We start from the raw sequence: 16,796 nt of genomic DNA on the forward strand, positions 1-16,796 counted from the left end.
GTTGGGGCGCGCCGAGGACATTGCCAGCTGCGGCAGAGCGCGTGGCATAGATTTACAAGCATGGACAAGAACAACGCACGCGACGTCACCCCTGAGGACTTCGACCCGATCGACGGACTGCCGTACGCCCCGCTCGGCGATAAGGACGCGGCTGGCGGATCTACGGCGGTGGGGGCGTCGAGAAGCGAAGAGCCCGCGACGCTCACCGGCAAGGCGGCACCGACCGAGGTCATGCCGGAAACCCCCACCGAGACCGTGAGCCTCGCACAACCCGAGCCCGAGCCGGTCCCCGTTGAGCCGCCCGCGAAGCGCGGCACCATGGATTTCGGGCTGCTGTTGCTGCGCCTGCTGCTCGGCGGTTTCCTGATCCTCGAGTCGTTGACCACGCTGTTCCGACTCGGCGGCTCCGAAGGGATCGGCGCGCTGCGCGACGCCTTCGACGCCTACACCTACGCCAGCGGACTTTCCGTGGTCGTGCCGGTGCTGCAGCTGACCGCGGGCGTGTTCCTCGTGCTCGGGCTGCTCGCGCCGATCGCCTCGCTCGTGTCCGTGGTGGTCACTGGTTTTATGGCGCTGCACGGCATCGTCGACGGCGCCGACAGTTGGAACGCCTTCGCGTGGGACGCCAACGTGTGGCTGCCGATCGTGCTCTTCGGGCTTGCGCTCGGGCTGCAGTTCACCGGCCCCGGCTTCTACGGCGTTGACGCGAAACGCGCCTGGACCCGCCGCCCGCTCGGCTGGGCCTGGGCGTGCGCGCTGCTCGGCCTGGTTATCGCCGGCGCCGTGTGGTGGTTCGGCACCGGCGTGAACCCGCTGAGCTAGTCGACCTGGCGGACCGCGCCCTTGTCGGCGCTGGTCGCCATCTTCGCGTACGCGCGCAACGCCTTCGACACCTCGCGGACCCGGTTCGGCGTCCACGGGTGCTCCGAGGCCTCCATTGCTTCTCGACGCCGCGCCAACTCCGCCTCCGGCACATCCAGCTTCAGCTCACGATTCGCCACCGAAATAGCGATCGTGTCGCCGTTTTCGATCAGGCCGATGAGCCCGCCGTGTGCAGCCTCGGGGGAGATGTGGCCGATGGACAGGCCGGAGGTGCCGCCGGAGAAGCGGCCGTCGGTAATCAGCGCGCACTTCTTGCCCAGGCCGGCGCCCTTGAGGAAGGACGTCGGGTGCAGCATCTCCTGCATGCCCGGACCGCCGGCGGGGCCCTCGTAGCGGATCACCACGACCTCGCCTTCGAGCACCTCGCGGTTGAGGATCATGGAGACGGCCTGCTCCTGCGAATCCACCACGCGGGCGGGGCCACTGAACTCCCACAGGCCCTCTTCCACGCCCGCGGTTTTCAGGATCGCGCCGTCCGGGGCGAGGTTGCCGCGCAAAACGACCAGGCCGCCGTCGGAGGTGATCGGGTGCTCCACGTCGTGGATGACGCCGTTCGCGCTATCCGTATCGAGGGACTCCCAGCGCGCCGACTGGGAAAACGCCTCCGTGGTGCGGGTGCCGCCCGGTGCCGCGTGGTAGAGCTCAATGGCTTCTGCGCGCGGGTTTTCGCCGCGGATATCCCAGTCGTTGAGCCATTCGTCGAGGCTGGGGTAGGCGACCGAGTGGACGTCGTCAAGCAATAGGCCCCCGCGGTGCAGCTCGCCGAGGATGGCGGGGATGCCGCCAGCGCGGTGGACGTCCTCGACGTGCGCCTCGCCGTTCGGCGCGACCTTGGACAGGCAGGGGATGACGTGCGAGAGCTCGTCGATGTCGTGCAAGTCGAAGTCGACCTCGCCCTCCTGCGCGGCGGCGAGGATGTGCAGGATCGTGTTGGTGGACCCGCCCATCGCCATGTCCAGCGCCATTGCGTTGCGGAACGCATGTTTGGTGGCGATGCTGCGCGGCAGCACGGACTCGTCGCCCTCGCCGTAGTAGCGCTCGCACATCTTCACAATGTGCTCGCCGGCCTGCGTGAACAGCGTGCGGCGGGCGGTGTGGGTGGCGAGCGTCGTGCCGTTGCCCGGCAGCGACAGGCCCAGCGCCTCGGTCAGGCAGTTCATCGAGTTGGCGGTGAACATGCCGGAGCAGGACCCGCAGGTGGGGCAGGCGTTGTTGGCGATGTCGTCGAGCTGCTCGTCGGTCACGGCGTCGTTGGCGGAGAGTGCGATGGCGTCGATAAGATCCGACTTCGGCTTGGTCACGCCGTCAACCGCGAAGGCTTTACCGGCCTCCATCGGGCCGCCGGAGACGAAGACCGCGGGGATGTTCAGGCGCATTGCGGCGTTGAGCATGCCCGGGGTGATCTTGTCGCAATTGGAGATGCACACCATTGCGTCGACCGTGTGTGCGTTGACCATGTACTCCACCGAGTCCGCGATGATCTCGCGGCTGGGCAGCGAGTACAGCATGCCGGAGTGGCCCATCGCAATGCCGTCGTCCACGGCGATCGTGTTGAACTCCTTCGGCACGCCGCCGGCCTTGCGCACCGCGTCCGCGACGATGTCGCCGACGTTCTTCAGGTGGACGTGGCCCGGCACGAACTGCGTGTACGAGTTCACAATCGCCACGATCGGCTTGCCAAACTCGTGCTCGCCGGTGCCCGTCGCGCGCCACAGGGCGCGGGCACCAGCGGCTTGGCGGCCAACGGTGGTAACTCGTGAGCGGAGGGGAATCAACGGGTGCTCCTTTTATATGTTGTCGGTCGTGGGGCGCGGGCCCGGCGTATCCGGGTGCTCTTGAAGGTACTCCTCGTACTCCTCGCGCGAGAGCAAAACGTGGTGATTGTCCTTATCGATGATCTCGTACTTGCCGTCGGCAGCTTCCTGCGCACCGGTGATCACGTCAGTGATGCGGCCGCGCGAAGCCTCGGCGAGATCGGGCAGTGAATTAAAAGACACGCCCGGCATCATGTATTCCTTACCGCCCTTGGTTGTGGCGAGCGCGCGGGCACCCTTGAAGCCGATGCCTTCGAGGTCGTCCCACTCGATGCGCGTGTTGGGGCGCGCGACGTAGCGCAGGCTGATGCCGCGCTCGTCCACGGTTGTCGAGGCGCACAGCACCCACACAATCCACGCCAGTGGGAACAGCAGAAGCCAGCCGAGCATCAGCGGCGCCCAGGAAATGCCGATCAGCGCGATGCCGACCATGAGGACAACCCCCACGATGTGCTCTCGGGACGGCCTAAAAATCTTCTGCTGATCATCCGGCTGTGCAGTCATGCCCAACATGCTAGTCAAAGGGCATGCCAGTGAGCGCCAGGGGGCTGGCGCTTATCGACGACCCACTACTCCGGCGGTCCTGTTGCTGGGATGTGCGCGGCTCGGGCGTGTCTTCGTGCAGGCTCAGTGTGTTTTATGCCGCGGGGCGTGAGGTAGCCTTTCGGGCTTTGCCACATGATCTGGCCGCCGACCCGCTGCATCCGGCCCCGGTTTGGCCTGCCGTTTTGCCGGTTGTGGTAGGTGCACAAACAGCACATATTCTCAATCTCGGTCGCCCCGCCTTTAGACCACTCTTGGATGTGGTGCGCCTCGGAAAAATCCGCCGGCTGGTTGCAGCCAGCCCACGCGCAGGTGGCACCATCCGCGCTCATTAGGGCGCGCAGCTCGCGGGTGGCGTGGCGCTCAAATTTCACCGGGTAGAGGTTGACCGGCCCGTCCGTTGCCGAGATCAGCGCGATGTACCCGGCCGTGTGCAGCTTCCGGTTGACCAGCTCTGCACCGCGCAGCCACTCGCCGTTGGTCAGCTGGACTTCGACCTCGCCGTCGTCGCACATGCGCCACTGGACAAAGTCGCCGATGTCCATGTTCAACACGGTAGTAATCGCCGCATCGCCACCCGTGCGTGTGTCCCTCAGCCACGCCTGCGGGTCGTCTTTCGCCGCCCGGTACACCGGCAGGATATCCGTGGTGCGCCCGGTGATGTGCACGGTCGACCACCCTTTGTCGTGGAAAGTCACCGACGCTTTCGGCGCACGCGGTGCGGGCGGGTTGAGTTCCTTCTTCAAGGCTTTCGCGCGTTTGACCACGGTGCGCAGATCGCCTTCGGTTTCGCACAAACGCTGGCGGTAGTGCCACCGGTCTTTATCCGAGTCCAGCGACCGCGACGACCGTGCGATATAGGCCAAGGTTTCCAGGCGGTGCGCATTCTCCCGCGCCGCCGCGACACAGGCGGCCTGCGCCTTCGTGTTGCGCACCGACCCGTAGAACACCTCGGCGGCGAGCGAGAGCTGTTCGGCGCGGTCGCGGTCCATGCCACGGGCGACCAGCTCGGAGACGCTCGCCGAAGCCGCGTCGGCAACGATGGCGATGCCGGCGCGGTCCTGGGCGATCAGTGCGTCTACGAGGTTCATGCCACCCACAATAAACACCCACGACCAGCACAAACAAGCAAATGTGAGAAGTATTCCACTTTCGGCCCAAAAGGGAACCGAAGCCCCAAAACGTGCGTCTAATAGGGTTCGGTGTTTTCAGCGACAGATTCGGTGGGCTGGGTCTCCACGCTCTGCGGAGTGGCCTCGGTGGAGGGTGGCACCTCCGTCGTCGGGACGGCGGAAGACGCCGGAGAAGGCGTCGAAAACTGCGTTGTCACCGCGCTGGAGTACGTGGGCTCGGTGGCGTAGGTGGGTTCCTCGGGCACGTAGCTCGGTGCCACGGCGGACTCCGTAACGGAGGTGCTGGAGCGGGCCGGCGGCGCGAGGAAACCGCTGTTGGCCTCGCTGTCCTCGCCGGGCTGGACCATGAAGCCGCGGATCAGCAGCAGCACCGCGAACACCACGAGCAGGGCAAACGTGGACACTCGCATGAGCCCGTCGAGGAGGCCCTTCGGGCTGGAGGACTCGGTGTCTTCTTCATCCTCGGGTTCCAAGGTTCGCGTCGGGGGTTCGGCGGCGGGGTCTTCCTCCGGGTTGGGGCTGAGGTGTACGGCCGGGGCCACCGCCGTGGCTGCGGGGTCGGCGGGGGAGGAGTTGAGCGTGCCGTCGATAGTCGCGGCGGAGCCGTATTCCTCCCAGAACTCGTTGAGGATGGCCAGCCGGATGGCGCGCTCGACCATCCATTGGCTCAAGGGCTCGACCTTGACCATGAATCGCATGTCCACGGTCCATGGTGAGCCGACGGTGGCGGGCGGGTGGATGTCCACCGCCGGGTGAACCTGGAGGTCGGCCTGCACTTTCGGCGCGATCTCCGGGGCGGCGAGCGCCTTCCGGGTGGCGCGCTCGGAGCGGGCAACTACCTCTTCGGCGGAGGAGGAACCGAGGAGCGGCACGGGGATGACCACCAGCGCGTTCGACCAGCTATTGGACTGGTTGATGCACACGCGCGCGGTGGAGTTGGGGATGGAGATCGTTGCCTGCTCGATGGTGCGGATCTGGGTGGCGCGCATGGTTAGCTGGATCACGTCGCCGGAGACGTCGATGCCGTTGCCCTGGAAGGTGACGTAGTCGCCGACGCCGTACTGCTTCTCTGTGAGGATGAAGAAGCCGGCGAGGAAGTCCGCGATGATGTTTTGCGCGCCGAAACCGATCGCGGCCGAGACGACGGTCGCGGGGATCGCCGCCCCGGCGAGCGAGAACCCGATCTGCTGCAGGGCGAAGAGGAGCAGGAGGAAGTAGGCGATGATCTCGCCGATGTAGACGCCCGCGCCGACGAGCGCGAGGCGCGTCTTGCCTTCGTCGGCGGTGCCTGCACGCGTGACTTGGCGCTCGAAGTAGCGGTTGATAAATCTGCCCGCGCGGGGCACCAGCAGCGCGGCGGCCAGGAGAAGTGCGAGGTTGATGCCAGTTTCGGCGATCCAGTGCCACAACTCGATGAGGATGTACTTGAAGGGCATAGTTCTGCCGAGTGTAGTCCTCGTGCCGCCGGAGCAGACCGTGAAAACCCTGCCAAAACGCCCCGAAGAGTGGGATATGAATTTTAATCAGTGAAATTGCCCCTCACGACTGCACGGTTGTGTAAGGTAAGCCACATGATCAACCAGCGACTAGTAGTACGAATTCCCACGCGGCGCTTGCCGTAGCGGGTTCGTTTTCCTACGCCGCTGACAACAAGCGCCCTCGACAGCACCTACCGTGCTGATTCGGGGGCTTTTGTTTTGATCGACACTTCTGACCGACATTTTTCACCCAAGGAGCTTGGAATCGTGGCAGCCTCACAGGAGCCCCCGACAAAGAACTCGCAACCGATCGCGCCGGAACGTATGACAGGCGCTGACGCGGTAGTGCGGAGCCTCGAGGAACTAGGAACCCGGGTCGTCTTCGGGCTGCCGGGCGGCGCGGTGCTCCCGCTTTACGACGCACTCTTTGCCGCCAAGAAGCTACGCCACGTCCTCGTGCGCCACGAGCAGGGCGCAGGTCACGCCGCCGAAGGCTACGCCGTGGCCTCCGGCGAGGTCGGCGTCTGCCTGGCAACCTCCGGCCCGGGCGCGACCAACCTGGTCACCGCGATCGCGGATGCCTACCTGGACTCGGTGCCGATGATCGCGCTCACAGGCCAGGTCGGTTCGCCGCTGATCGGTACGGACGCCTTCCAGGAGGCCGATATCCGCGGTATCACCATGCCGATTACGAAGCACAACGTCATGGTCACTGACGTCGAGGACATTCCGCGCGCTATCGCTGCTGCGCACCACCTGGCCACCACGGGCCGCCCCGGCCCGGTGCTGGTGGACATCCCGAAGGACATCCAGGCCGCGGAGTTCGAGTTTTCCTGGCCGCCGGAGGTCGATCTGCCCGGCTACAAACCGAACGTGAAGCCGCACAACCGCCAGATTGCGCAGGCGGCGAAGATGATCGCGGCGTCGAAGCGCCCGGTGCTCTACATCGGTGGTGGCGTGGTCAAGGCTGGCGCGCACGAGGAGCTGCTCGCGTTCGCCGAGCGTACCGGCGTGCCGGTGGTGACCACCCTGATGGCGCTCGGCGCCTTCCCGCAGTCGCACCCTCTGTATATGGGTATGCCGGGCATGCACGGCTCGGTGCCCGCGGTCGGCGCGTTGCAGGAGTCCGACCTGCTCATCGCGATCGGCACGCGTTTCGACGACCGCGTTACCGGCGATACCTCCACGTTCGCCCCGCACGCGAAGACGATCCACGCCGATATCGACCCGGCGGAAGTCGGCAAGATCCGCGAAGCAGACGTGCCGATCGTCGGCGACGCCAAGCGAGTCCTGGCCCAGTTGACGGAGGCGTTCCGGGACGAGAAGAGGAATGCGCCGCCGTCGATAAGCAGCTGGATCGCGCGCCTGAACTCGCTCAAAGAGCGCTTCCCTCGCGGCTACGACCCGCAGCCCGACGGCAAGCTCTCGCCGCAGTTTGTCATTGAGACGCTGTCGAAGACGGTGGGCCAAGACGCGATTTATGTCTCGGGCGTGGGCCAGCACCAGATGTGGTCGGCACAGTTCCTTGACTTTGACAAGCCGAGGCACTGGATCAACTCCGGCGGCCTGGGCACCATGGGCTTTTCCATCCCGGCGGCGCTCGGCGCGAAGGCTGGCTGCCCGGACAAGGAGGTCTGGGCGATCGACGGCGACGGCTGCTTCCAGATGACCAACCAGGAGCTGACCACCGCCGCGATGGAGGGCTTCCCGATCAAGGTCGCGCTGATTAATAACGGCAACCTCGGCATGGTGCGCCAGTGGCAGACGCTGTTTTACGACGGCCACTACTCCCACACCAAGCTCGGTGGGGAGGAGGTCTACGTGCCGGACTTCGTCAAGCTGTCTGAGGCGCTCGGCGCGGAGGCGATCCGCGTGACGAAGGAGGAAGAGGTCGTGCCCGCGATTAAGAAGGCGCGCGAGATCAATGATCGCCCGGTCGTCGTCGAGTTCATCGTCGGCGAGAACGCGCAGGTGTGGCCGATGATCGCGGCCGGTGCCTCCAACTCGGACATGCAGTACGCACTCGGCATGCGCCCGTTCTTCGACATGGAAGAATCTGCGGGCGAGACCCCGGAGGCGATTAGCGAAACCATCGATGCGCTCGACAACCAGCCCGCACAGGAGGAAAAGTAAATGCCACAGCAAGAACCCATTACCCGCAATACGCTTTCGGTGCTGGTGCAGGACGTCGACGGCATTATCACCCGCGTGACGGCGCTGTTTACCCGCCGCGGCTACAACCTGGTGTCGCTGGTGTCCGCGAAGACGGAGACCGAGGGGATTAACCGCCTGACCATCGTGGTGGACGCCACCGAGTACGCCATCGAGCAGATCACCAAGCAGCTGCACAAGCTAGTCCAGGTGATCAAGGTGTGGCGGCTGGAGAACGACTCGATGATCGCGCGCCAGCTGCTTCTGGTGAAGGTCGCCACGACGAACCAGAACCGCCCGCAGGTGGTGGACGCGGCGAATATTTTCCGCGCCCGCATCGTGGACGTGTCGCCGGAGTCGGTGGTCATCGAGGCCACTGGTTCCTCCGACAAGCTCAAGGCTTTCCTCGAGCTCATGGATACGTTCGGCATCAAGGAGTTGGCGCGCTCCGGCAATCTCGCGCTCAATCGCGGGCCGAAGACGATGGCTCCTTCGAAGAACTAAGCAATCGCTTTTCGACGCCGCGTTTTCCCCACAGCCCACGGCACTTGTGCCATAATATGAAATAGCTGTCTCATAGAATAGGAAAGGTGAGTGTTCCACTCATGGCTATTGACGTGTTTTACGACAACGACGCAGACCTGTCCATCATCCAGGGCAAGAAGGTCGCCGTCATCGGCTACGGCTCCCAGGGCCACGCCCACGCGCAAAACTTGCGTGAGTCCGGAGTAGAGGTCGTCGTCGGCCTGCGCGAAGGCTCCAAGTCCGCAGCGAAGGCGAAGGAAGCCGGCTTTGAGGTCAAGACCAACGCCGAGGCCGCCAAGTGGGCCGACGTGATCATGCTGCTGGCACCGGACACCTCCCAGGCAGAGATCTTCCGCAACGACATCGAGCCGAACCTGAACGACGGCGACGCCCTCTTCTTCGGCCACGGCCTGAACATCCACTTTAAGCTGATCGAGCCGGCCGAGACCGTCACCATCGGCATGGTCGCGCCGAAGGGCCCGGGCCACCTGGTGCGCCGCACCTACGTTGACGGCAAGGGTGTGCCCTGCCTGATCGCCATCGAGCAGGACCCTCAGGGCAACGGCCGCGACCTCGCCCTGTCCTATGCCGCTGCCATCGGTGGTGCCCGCGCCGGCGTCATCCCGACCACCTTCGAGGCCGAGACCGTCACCGACCTCTTCGGCGAGCAGGCAGTGCTCTGCGGTGGCCTGGAAGACCTGATCATGAAGGGCTTTGAGGTGCTCACCGAGGCCGGTTACGAGCCGGAGATGGCCTACTTCGAGTGCCTGCACGAGATCAAGCTCATCGTCGACCTGATCTACGAAGGCGGCCTCGCCAACATGAACTACTCCGTGTCCGACACCGCGGAGTTCGGCGGCTACCTCTCCGGCCCGCGCGTCATCGACGAGGGTGCCAAGGACCGCATGCGCGACATCCTCAAGGACATCCAGTCCGGCGAGTTCACCAAGCGCCTGGTCGCCAACGTCGAGGGTGGCAACAAGGAGCTCGAGGGCCTGCGCGCCAAGGTTGCGGAGCACCCGATCGAGAAGACCGGTGCGCAGCTGCGGGACATGATGAGCTGGGTGAAGAACCCGCTCAACGAGACTGCCTAGTCTTCCTGCACAACAGAAGGGCCGCCACGAGGTTTTCCTTGTGGCGGCCCGTTCGTATGTTAAATCCAGAGGCTGTTGAGGTGCTGATCGGGCTCAGTCGTCGAAGACCGAGGCTGGATGCTAGTCGTCGAGGTGGTCGATGGCGTACTGAGCTTGTTCGGGTGTGAACTTTTCTCCGTAGTCAGAAGTGAGTTGGTCGAACAGCTGGCTATCGGACATAGGCATTATCTCTTGGTAGTTCTTTGCGGATTTAAGTGCCTGCTCGTTCCAGTCCACATCTAGATTGTCAAGTGCATACTGCGCAGCTTCTGCAGGATAGCCTTCACCATATTCGCTAGTTAGCTGTTCGTAGAGACCATCGTAGGAAAAGCCCGACATTTTTGTATACGTCTGGGCAGAACGGAGCGCATTTTTGTATTCGCGGGGTACGTCTTGGGGCTTTTCGGAATCGTCCTTTTGAGTCTCTGCCGACGGTGGGGTGTGGTCTGCAACGGCATCATTTCCATCGGACGCTTCGGTATCAGAATTCGTATTCTCTGCTGCGTCCTCGTTTGGTGCTACGGAATCTTCACTCTTTTCGGCGGGGCTGGAACTCATAACTGTGCCGTTATCCGGGGTCTCTTCACCGCCGCAAGAGCCGACAATAGCGAGAAGAATGACTACACCGAGCCCAATTCCTCCCCATTTTAAGCAGCCTCCCTTCTTTTTCTCGTCCGGAACGGTCAAGTGCTTATCGGAAGAAGACGTCGTGTCATACGGATTCTGAGGCTGCTGGTTTTCAGAGCCTGGGAAAGCGGTGCTCACAGGTGCATCCTTTTATGTAGTTGTCGGCCAAAGGCGACAGGAAACAAAGACAGGCAATTCGAGAAGAATTGCACATTGGAGATTGTCTCATATCCACTGTACTTTAGCTGTATTTAGTCTGTATTGGATGCATATCGGTTGGTTTAGCGCTTCTGGAGGAATCAACTGGCCAGTGATCCCAACATGGGTACTGGTTGATATTCCCCTGGAGGTGAGTAAGCCGCCCCTGGGCCGTCACAAAAGTGAGGGTCCAGGGGCGGCTGTAGGGGATATATAGCGATTCGGTCGCTCGGCGGCTTAGTTCTCGCCGGTGATTGCGTCGGTTGCGTCATCTGCCGCGTCGCCGACGGCGTCGGTGGCGTCCTCGAGCGCCTCGCCCGCCTGCTCGGTCAGGTCCGTTCCCTCAGCGTCCTCGGCGTTCTCAGTGCCCTCTGCGTCTTCGGTCGCAGCCGGTGCTTCTGCGGGCTCGCCTTCCTCGGCGGCACCCTCAGCGCCTTCGGTGGCACCCACCGTGACGGTCTCCTGGCTGGTCTCGGTGGCGACGGTGGAGGTCTCGGTCACTGCCGCGTCACCTTCGTCGTCGCTGTCGCCGTTGAAGAGGCCGAGCAGCAGCCAGACGAGCAGAAGCGCGACCAGGATGCCCAGCAGCCACTTCCACCAGCCGCCGCCGTTGCCGCCGGCGGCAGCTTCGGTCTCCTCGGCGGTTACTGCGGTGGAGCCCGCGGTCTGCTCTGCGGCGCTCGCCGGCATCACCTTGGTCTCGTCGGTTTCGTGCGCGCCGCGCTTCGGGTCGTTCGGGTTCGGCTGGGAAGTGTTCATAGGTGTGTCCTTTCGCTTGAGTAGTTCAACCTCCTACCGTAACAAAGGTCGCCCGAGCGTGTCCGAATCCGCCCGCTGGCACCCGTTTTCATTTAATTGTCAATAACGCGGGCGGGTCGTACGCTTAAGACATGGCACACGAGCAAGACATGGCACACGAGCAAGACATGGCACACGAGCAAGACATGGCACACGAGCAAGACATGGCACACGAGCAAGACATGGCACACGAGCAAGACATGGCACACGAGCAAGACATGGCACACGAGCAAGACATGGCACACGAGCATCACCACCACGATCACGACCACTCCAGCACGCCGCTGCGCGCACTTGCGATCGCACTGACGATTACCGGCACCGTGTTCTTCGCGGAGCTGATCGGCGGCTGGTTGGCTGGCTCGATGGCGCTGATGGCCGATGCGATGCACATGCTTTCCGACGCCGCGGGGTTGATCATTGCGGTGATCGCGGTGTTGGTTGGGCGTCGACAAGCATCGGCCCAGGCTACGTACGGCTACCGGCGGGTGGAGGTGCTTGCGGCGCTGGCGAACGCGGTGATGGTGTTGGCGATCTCGGTGTGGATTGTCGTCGAGGCGGTGCGCCGCCTGCAGAGCCCGGCTGAGGTGCAGGGCACAACGATGCTGGTCATCGCGGTAATTGGCCTGGTGGCGAACGCGGCGTCGGCGTGGGTGCTGAACCGGCACCGCGAGTCGTCGATCAACGTCGAGGGGGCGTTCTTGCACGTGCTGGTCGATATGCTCGGCTCGGTGGCGGTGATCGTGGCCGGCATCGTGGTGCTGACCACCGGGTTCGTGGCGGCGGACGTGATCGCTTCCCTGGTGATTGCGGCGATGGTGCTGCCGCGTGCGTGGCAGCTCATGCGGCTGTCGGTGAGCGTGCTGCTCGAGCAGGTCCCAGAGGGCTTCGACGTCAGCGTGGTAGAGCCCGCGCTTCGGCAGGTCGACGGCGTCGCCGACATTCACGACCTGCACCTGTGGAGTCTGGACGGCGTCAGCGTGCTGGCGACCGTGCACATTGTCCGCGACGGCACCGTCGGCACCGGCCCGCTGCTGGATGCGGCCCAGCACGCCCTGCGCGAACACGGCATTGAGCACTCCACCATCCAGATCGAGCAGCCGGAGCACGAATCCCACGAGACGGTTTGCTGATTCTGTTCTAGTGTTGGGGCCATGGGATTTACCACGCCGAGCTACTCCTTAAAAGACCTCTTCGCCCGCGCCGAGCGCGGCGAGCTGCAGCTGCCCGATTTCCAACGCGAATACATTTGGGACGTCGACCGCGTCCGCACACTCGTGACCTCCGTGCTGCGCGGGTACCCGGTCGGATCCTTCCTCGCGCTCGATACCCGGAACGCGCCGATGCGCTTCCGCCCGCGCCCGCTCGAGGGTTTGCGCCCGGGCGATCGCGAGCCGGGGCTGTTGCTTCTCGACGGGCAGCAGCGCCTCACCTCCCTCTACCACGCCTTCAAGGGCGACGGGGTCATCCCTTCGCTTGATTACCTCGGCCGGCGCATCGAGCGCCGCTTCTTTGTCGACGTGCGCGCGGCGGTGTCGGCGGACCCGATGCCGGTGGAGTCCGTCTTCGCCGTGGACTTAGACGGGCAGGTGCGCTCGCACTTCGGCCCGCAGATCGACGGCGGGATCACCTCGCGTGCCGACATGCTCACCCACGGCGTGGTGCCGATCTCGACGCTGCTCTGGAAGGAAGGCGCAGACCTGCTCATCGACCTGGCCGCGGAGTCTCAAGACCCGGGGATGCGGGAGGCGGTCAAGGCCTTCCAGCATAGCGTGCTGCGCTGGTTGCCGGCATACGACGTGCCGGTAATCCGCATCGACCGCGAGACCTCGCAGATCGGCGTCGGTCAGATCTTCGCGCACGCAAACTCCGCAGGCGTGCAGATGGATGTCTTCGAGCTGCTCACTGCTGTCTTTGCCTCGGAGGATCCGGAATTCAGGCTGAGCGAGCACTTCGCCACCCAGGAGGCGCGTCTGCGCGAGTACCCGGCGCTGGACAACATTGGCCGGATTGAGTACCTGCGAGCCCTGTCGCTGCTGCTCACCAGTAGGCAAGGACACGCGGTGGGGCACCGGGGCGACATTTTGAACATCTCGCTTTCGCAGTATCTCGACCACGCCGAGGAACTTACCGACGCCTTCGTGGCCGCCGCGGAGTTTTTGGCGGAGCGCTGCATTTTGGGCGTCGACCAGGTGCCCTACGCGGCCCAGATTGTGCCGCTGGCGACCATTTTGGCCCGCCTCGCCGAGGACCCGGCGGTGCTGGAGCAGCAGGAGGCGAAGGACCGGCTGAACCGCTGGTTCTGGTCCGGCGTATTCGGCGAGCTCTACGGGGCGCATGCGCCGTCGATTCGCGCAGGCCTGGACGTCACCCAGGTCACGCCCTGGGTGCGGGGAGAAACGGACGCGGTGCCGCGTACGGTCACCGACGCCACTTTTGCGGAGTCGCGGCTACACACGGCGACTGCGGAAAGCGGCGTCTACCGCGGCCTGTACGCGCTGTTGATGGCCCGCGGCGCACTGGATTGGCGCACCGGCAAGCCGTTTACGCGCGAGACGATCGGGGAGTTGCTGCCGCGCTTCCACACCGTCTTCCCGCGCGAGTTCTGCCTGGCTGCGGGGGCTGACGAGGAGTTGGCTGACTCGGTGCTCAACCGCACGCCGATGGGCCGGCGCACCGACGTCGTGATGGAGAACAACGAACCGAAGCGCTATCTGCCGCGCCTGCAGTCGAAGTCGCTGATGGACGACGCAGAGTTTGACGCGATGCTCCGCGGCCACGAGATCCGCCCCGCTGACCTGTTGAATTCCGACTGGGAGGGCTTTATCACCTACCGCCGCGAGCACTTCGTCGGCATCATTGAGTACGCGCTGGACAAGGCCGTCGTGCGCGACGTGCGAGAGGGCGATGGCGCTGCAGAGTAGTGTTTGCGGCATCGTCGCCGCGCTGTGCGCCTGTGCGCTGGCGCTCGGCGGCTGCTCGGAGGAGGCCGAGCAGTCCCCGCTGGAAAAGGCGCGCACCGCGAACCAGTCGCGCCACGTGGCTGCGTCTTTCGACGATCGCCCGGTCGTCCTTGACGACACCAATGGGCTGGTCAGTTCCGAGTACTTCTTCGTGCGTTCGGAAACCCTCGTGGTCTCTGATGCTACGCCGGAGGCGCAGTTGCGTGCGGCGTCGATAGCCGCTTATGCGCACGCGCCTTTGCTTGTCTACGACGAGCAGCACCATGCTCAGGTGATTCAAGAAATGGAACGCTTGAAGGCACACACGGTGCTTACCGTCGGCGATGTGCCTGTCGCCCCGCTGAGCGGTGAAGTGAAAGTCAACCGCGATCCGGGCGGGCTCGAGGCGTTAGGAAAGATGACTTCGGTGCGTTTCCGCGAGCGCGCCGTGCAGGATCCCTCGCAGGCGCAGCGCGTGGTTACGGAGCTCGATACCTCGCTGCCTACTTGGCTCAACGCGTCGTGGGCGCAGCCGACGGTGAAACCGAACGCGAAGGCGCGGCCTTTCCCGGTGCATTCGCGGCGCGATGCCGACATGGCGCCGCAGGTGGTAGCGACGGGGGAGTCCTCGATTGCCTCGATCTCGAATGCGCGGGCGTTTGGGGCGGCGGTGGCGTATGTGGACGACCCGGACCCGCGGGCGTCGGAAAGCACACTGCTCGCGATGGCGGGGCTGGCGGACGCACCGCTCGTGCTGCTGGGCACGCAGTTTGGCCGGGCAATCGATATTCCGGAGCGTATTATGCAGGCGGAAGAAAATTATTAGCCGGGAATTGCAGACAGTGGCGCTTCCGCGGGCTAGAATGACGCGCGTACCTATTGAGATATCGAAATGCACAGGAGTCGATCCCAGTGTCCAAACCGGTCGTGCTGATCGCTGACAAACTGTCCCAATCCACCGTCGAAGCGCTCGGAGACGCAGTCGAGGTGCGCTGGGTCGACGGGCCGAACCGCGAGGAGCTCCTCGCCGCGGTCCCGGAGGCTGACGCGCTGCTCGTGCGCTCCGCAACGACCGTCGATAGCGAGGTCATCGCGGCCGCGAAGAACCTGAAGATCATCGGGCGCGCGGGCGTGGGCCTGGACAACGTCGACATCCCCGCAGCCACCGAGCGCGGCGTGATGGTCGCGAACGCCCCGACCTCGAACATTCACTCCGCTTGCGAGCACGCGATCGCGCTGCTGCTGGCTACCGCGCGCCAGATCCCGGCCGCGGACGCGACGCTGCGCGCCGCCGAGTGGAAGCGCTCCTCCTTTAAGGGCGTGGAGATTTACGGCAAAACCGTGGGCATCGTCGGCTTCGGTCACATTGGCCAGCTGTTCGCGCAGCGCCTGAGCGCTTTCGAGACAAACGTCATCGCCTACGACCCCTACGCTAACCCCGCCCGCGCTGCGCAGCTCGGCGTGGAGCTCGTTGAGCTGGAAGAGCTCATGGGCCGCGCCGACTTCGTCACCATCCACCTGCCCAAGACGAAGGAAACCGCGGGCATGTTCAACGCGGACCTTTTGTCGAAGGCTAAGGAGGGGCAGATCCTCATCAACGCCGCCCGCGGTGGGCTGGTGGATGAGCAGGCGCTTGCCGACGCCATCGTGAACGGCCCCATCCGCGGCGCCGGGTTCGACGTTTACGCCTCCGAGCCGTGCACCGACTCGCCGCTGTTCGCCCTCGACGAGGTCGTGGTCACCCCGCACCTGGGCGCTTCCACCGTGGAGGCACAGGACCGCGCGGGCACCGACGTTGCCGATTCGGTGCTCAAGGCGCTTGCTGGCGAGTTCGTTGCGGACGCGGTCAACATCACCGGCGGCCGCGTCGGCGAAGAGGTGGCGCGCTGGCTGGACCTGGCTCGCAAGCTCGGCCTGATCGCCGGCGAGCTGCTGGATGAGGCGCCGGTCTCGCTGAAGGTCACCGCTCGCGGCGAGCTGTCGACCGAGCAGATCGACTCGCTCGGCCTGTCCGCGGTGCGCGGGCTCTTCTCCGGCATCGTGGATGAGCCGGTCACCTTCGTCAACGCCCCGCAGATCGCCGAGTCGCGCGGGCTGACCTACTCGGTGGAGACGCAGACCGAGGCGCGTGCGCACCGCAGCGCGCTCGAAGTACAGATCGTCTCTGGCACCGGCGAGACAGTCACCGTCGTCGGTGCGCTGACCGGGCTGGAGGGCGTGGAGAAGATTGTGCGCATTAACGGCCGCGGCCTGGACATGCGCGCCGAGGGGCGCAACCTCTTCTTCCGCTACACCGATGCGCCTGGCGCGCTGGGCACGGTGGGCTCCAAGCTCGGTGCCAAGGGCATCAACATCGAGGCCGCGGCGCTGACCCAGGCTTCGAAGGGCGATGGCGCGATCCTGATCCTGCGCGTCGAGTCCGAGGTGCCGGCTGCGCTTGTGGACGAGATTGCAGAGGCACTCGGTGCTTCCGCGCTGCAGGTAGTGCTGGACTAAGCCGCATGCGCGCGTGATTTCGCCCCCGCACGGAGAGTTTCGTGCGGGGGCACACTTTTGCCTGGGTGGGCTGCTA

At 64.6% G+C, this 16,796-nt stretch carries 14 protein-coding genes; 8 read left to right on the plus strand and 6 right to left on the minus strand.

Features of this window, described 5'->3' with window-relative positions; genetic code table 11:
* Positions 1-60 precede the first annotated feature (60 nt).
* A complete protein-coding gene (locus tag CIMIT_RS05135) occupies positions 61-822 on the plus strand; it encodes a DoxX family protein (protein ID WP_038590100.1) in 762 nt (253 codons plus the stop codon).
* Here the strand turns inward: CIMIT_RS05135 and ilvD are convergent.
* The 4 genes from ilvD to CIMIT_RS05155 form a co-directional block, all read right to left on the minus strand.
* Positions 819-2,657, minus strand: a complete 1,839-nt coding sequence (gene ilvD / locus CIMIT_RS05140; protein WP_038590103.1) for a dihydroxy-acid dehydratase — start codon at positions 2,655-2,657, stop codon at positions 819-821. The two genes, CIMIT_RS05135 and ilvD, sit on opposite strands and share 4 nt — an antisense overlap.
* Before the next feature lie 12 nt (positions 2,658-2,669).
* The gene (locus CIMIT_RS05145) at positions 2,670-3,200 is read right to left on the minus strand and encodes a PH domain-containing protein (RefSeq protein ID WP_038594127.1); all 531 of its coding nucleotides are present in this window, start codon (positions 3,198-3,200) and stop codon (positions 2,670-2,672) included.
* Between the two features lie 65 nt (positions 3,201-3,265).
* Entirely contained in the window at positions 3,266-4,330 is a 1,065-nt protein-coding gene (locus tag CIMIT_RS05150; protein WP_038590106.1) for an HNH endonuclease signature motif containing protein, read from the minus strand.
* 98 nt (positions 4,331-4,428) lie between these two features.
* Positions 4,429-5,808, minus strand: coding sequence for a mechanosensitive ion channel family protein (locus tag CIMIT_RS05155; protein WP_038590109.1), 1,380 nt, complete (start codon positions 5,806-5,808; stop codon positions 4,429-4,431).
* Positions 5,809-6,174: 366 nt separating this feature from the next.
* Between CIMIT_RS05155 and CIMIT_RS05160 the strand changes: the two genes are divergently transcribed.
* The 3 genes from CIMIT_RS05160 to ilvC all read left to right on the plus strand — a co-directional run bounded on the left by CIMIT_RS05160 (position 6,175) and on the right by ilvC (position 9,620).
* Positions 6,175-7,983 (plus strand): acetolactate synthase large subunit, encoded by a 1,809-nt coding sequence (locus CIMIT_RS05160; RefSeq protein ID WP_231910365.1) that lies wholly within the window; start codon positions 6,175-6,177, stop codon positions 7,981-7,983.
* Positions 7,984-8,505: an acetolactate synthase small subunit gene (gene ilvN / locus CIMIT_RS05165; RefSeq protein WP_038590115.1), complete on the plus strand. Its 522-nt coding sequence runs from the start codon at positions 7,984-7,986 to the stop codon at positions 8,503-8,505.
* Between the two features lie 101 nt (positions 8,506-8,606).
* The gene (ilvC, locus tag CIMIT_RS05170) at positions 8,607-9,620 is read left to right on the plus strand and encodes a ketol-acid reductoisomerase (protein ID WP_038590119.1); all 1,014 of its coding nucleotides are present in this window, start codon (positions 8,607-8,609) and stop codon (positions 9,618-9,620) included.
* A 120-nt stretch (positions 9,621-9,740) separates the two neighbouring features.
* Here ilvC and CIMIT_RS05175 read toward each other — a convergent pair whose 3' ends face one another.
* Together CIMIT_RS05175 and CIMIT_RS05180 are read right to left on the minus strand one after the other, a co-directional pair.
* Positions 9,741-10,424: an Ltp family lipoprotein gene (locus tag CIMIT_RS05175; protein ID WP_051904814.1), complete on the minus strand. Its 684-nt coding sequence runs from the start codon at positions 10,422-10,424 to the stop codon at positions 9,741-9,743.
* A gap of 297 nt (positions 10,425-10,721) precedes the next feature.
* Complete coding sequence (locus tag CIMIT_RS05180; protein ID WP_038590123.1) at positions 10,722-11,243, minus strand: hypothetical protein; 522 nt, start codon at positions 11,241-11,243, stop codon at positions 10,722-10,724.
* A gap of 275 nt (positions 11,244-11,518) precedes the next feature.
* Between CIMIT_RS05180 and CIMIT_RS05185 the strand changes: the two genes are divergently transcribed.
* The 4 genes from CIMIT_RS05185 (at position 11,519) to serA (ending at position 16,720) form a co-directional block, all read left to right on the plus strand.
* Entirely contained in the window at positions 11,519-12,415 is an 897-nt protein-coding gene (locus CIMIT_RS05185) for a cation diffusion facilitator family transporter (protein ID WP_038594133.1), read from the plus strand.
* Positions 12,416-12,436: 21 nt separating this feature from the next.
* A complete protein-coding gene (locus CIMIT_RS05190) occupies positions 12,437-14,206 on the plus strand; it encodes a DUF262 domain-containing protein (RefSeq protein WP_038590126.1) in 1,770 nt (589 codons plus the stop codon).
* On the plus strand, positions 14,190-15,050 hold the full coding sequence (locus tag CIMIT_RS05195; protein WP_051904815.1) for a hypothetical protein: 861 nt from the start codon (positions 14,190-14,192) through the stop codon (positions 15,048-15,050). The genes CIMIT_RS05190 and CIMIT_RS05195 overlap by 17 nt, the downstream gene beginning before the upstream one ends.
* An 86-nt stretch (positions 15,051-15,136) precedes the next feature.
* On the plus strand, positions 15,137-16,720 hold the full coding sequence (gene serA / locus CIMIT_RS05200) for a phosphoglycerate dehydrogenase (RefSeq protein ID WP_038590129.1): 1,584 nt from the start codon (positions 15,137-15,139) through the stop codon (positions 16,718-16,720).
* Positions 16,721-16,796: the final 76 nt, after the last annotated feature.

The organism is Corynebacterium imitans (assembly GCF_000739455.1).
GTDB classification, from domain to species: Bacteria; Actinomycetota; Actinomycetes; order Mycobacteriales; family Mycobacteriaceae; genus Corynebacterium; species Corynebacterium imitans.

Bases quoted from the DNA above. Each gene is read 5' to 3' on its own strand.
- CIMIT_RS05135 (WP_038590100.1), top strand. From the start codon at position 61: ATGGACAAGAACAACGCACGCGACGTCACCCCTGAGGACTTCGACCCG.
- CIMIT_RS05145 (WP_038594127.1), bottom strand. From the start codon at position 3,200: ATGACTGCACAGCCGGATGATCAGCAGAAGATTTTTAGGCCGTCCCGA.
- CIMIT_RS05150 (WP_038590106.1), bottom strand. From the start codon at position 4,330: ATGAACCTCGTAGACGCACTGATCGCCCAGGACCGCGCCGGCATCGCC.
- CIMIT_RS05155 (WP_038590109.1), bottom strand. From the start codon at position 5,808: ATGCCCTTCAAGTACATCCTCATCGAGTTGTGGCACTGGATCGCCGAA.
- CIMIT_RS05160 (WP_231910365.1), top strand. From the start codon at position 6,175: ATGACAGGCGCTGACGCGGTAGTGCGGAGCCTCGAGGAACTAGGAACC.
- ilvN (WP_038590115.1), top strand. From the start codon at position 7,984: ATGCCACAGCAAGAACCCATTACCCGCAATACGCTTTCGGTGCTGGTG.
- ilvC (WP_038590119.1), top strand. From the start codon at position 8,607: ATGGCTATTGACGTGTTTTACGACAACGACGCAGACCTGTCCATCATC.
- CIMIT_RS05180 (WP_038590123.1), bottom strand. From the start codon at position 11,243: ATGAACACTTCCCAGCCGAACCCGAACGACCCGAAGCGCGGCGCGCAC.
- CIMIT_RS05185 (WP_038594133.1), top strand. From the start codon at position 11,519: ATGGCACACGAGCATCACCACCACGATCACGACCACTCCAGCACGCCG.
- CIMIT_RS05190 (WP_038590126.1), top strand. From the start codon at position 12,437: ATGGGATTTACCACGCCGAGCTACTCCTTAAAAGACCTCTTCGCCCGC.
- CIMIT_RS05195 (WP_051904815.1), top strand. From the start codon at position 14,190: ATGGCGCTGCAGAGTAGTGTTTGCGGCATCGTCGCCGCGCTGTGCGCC.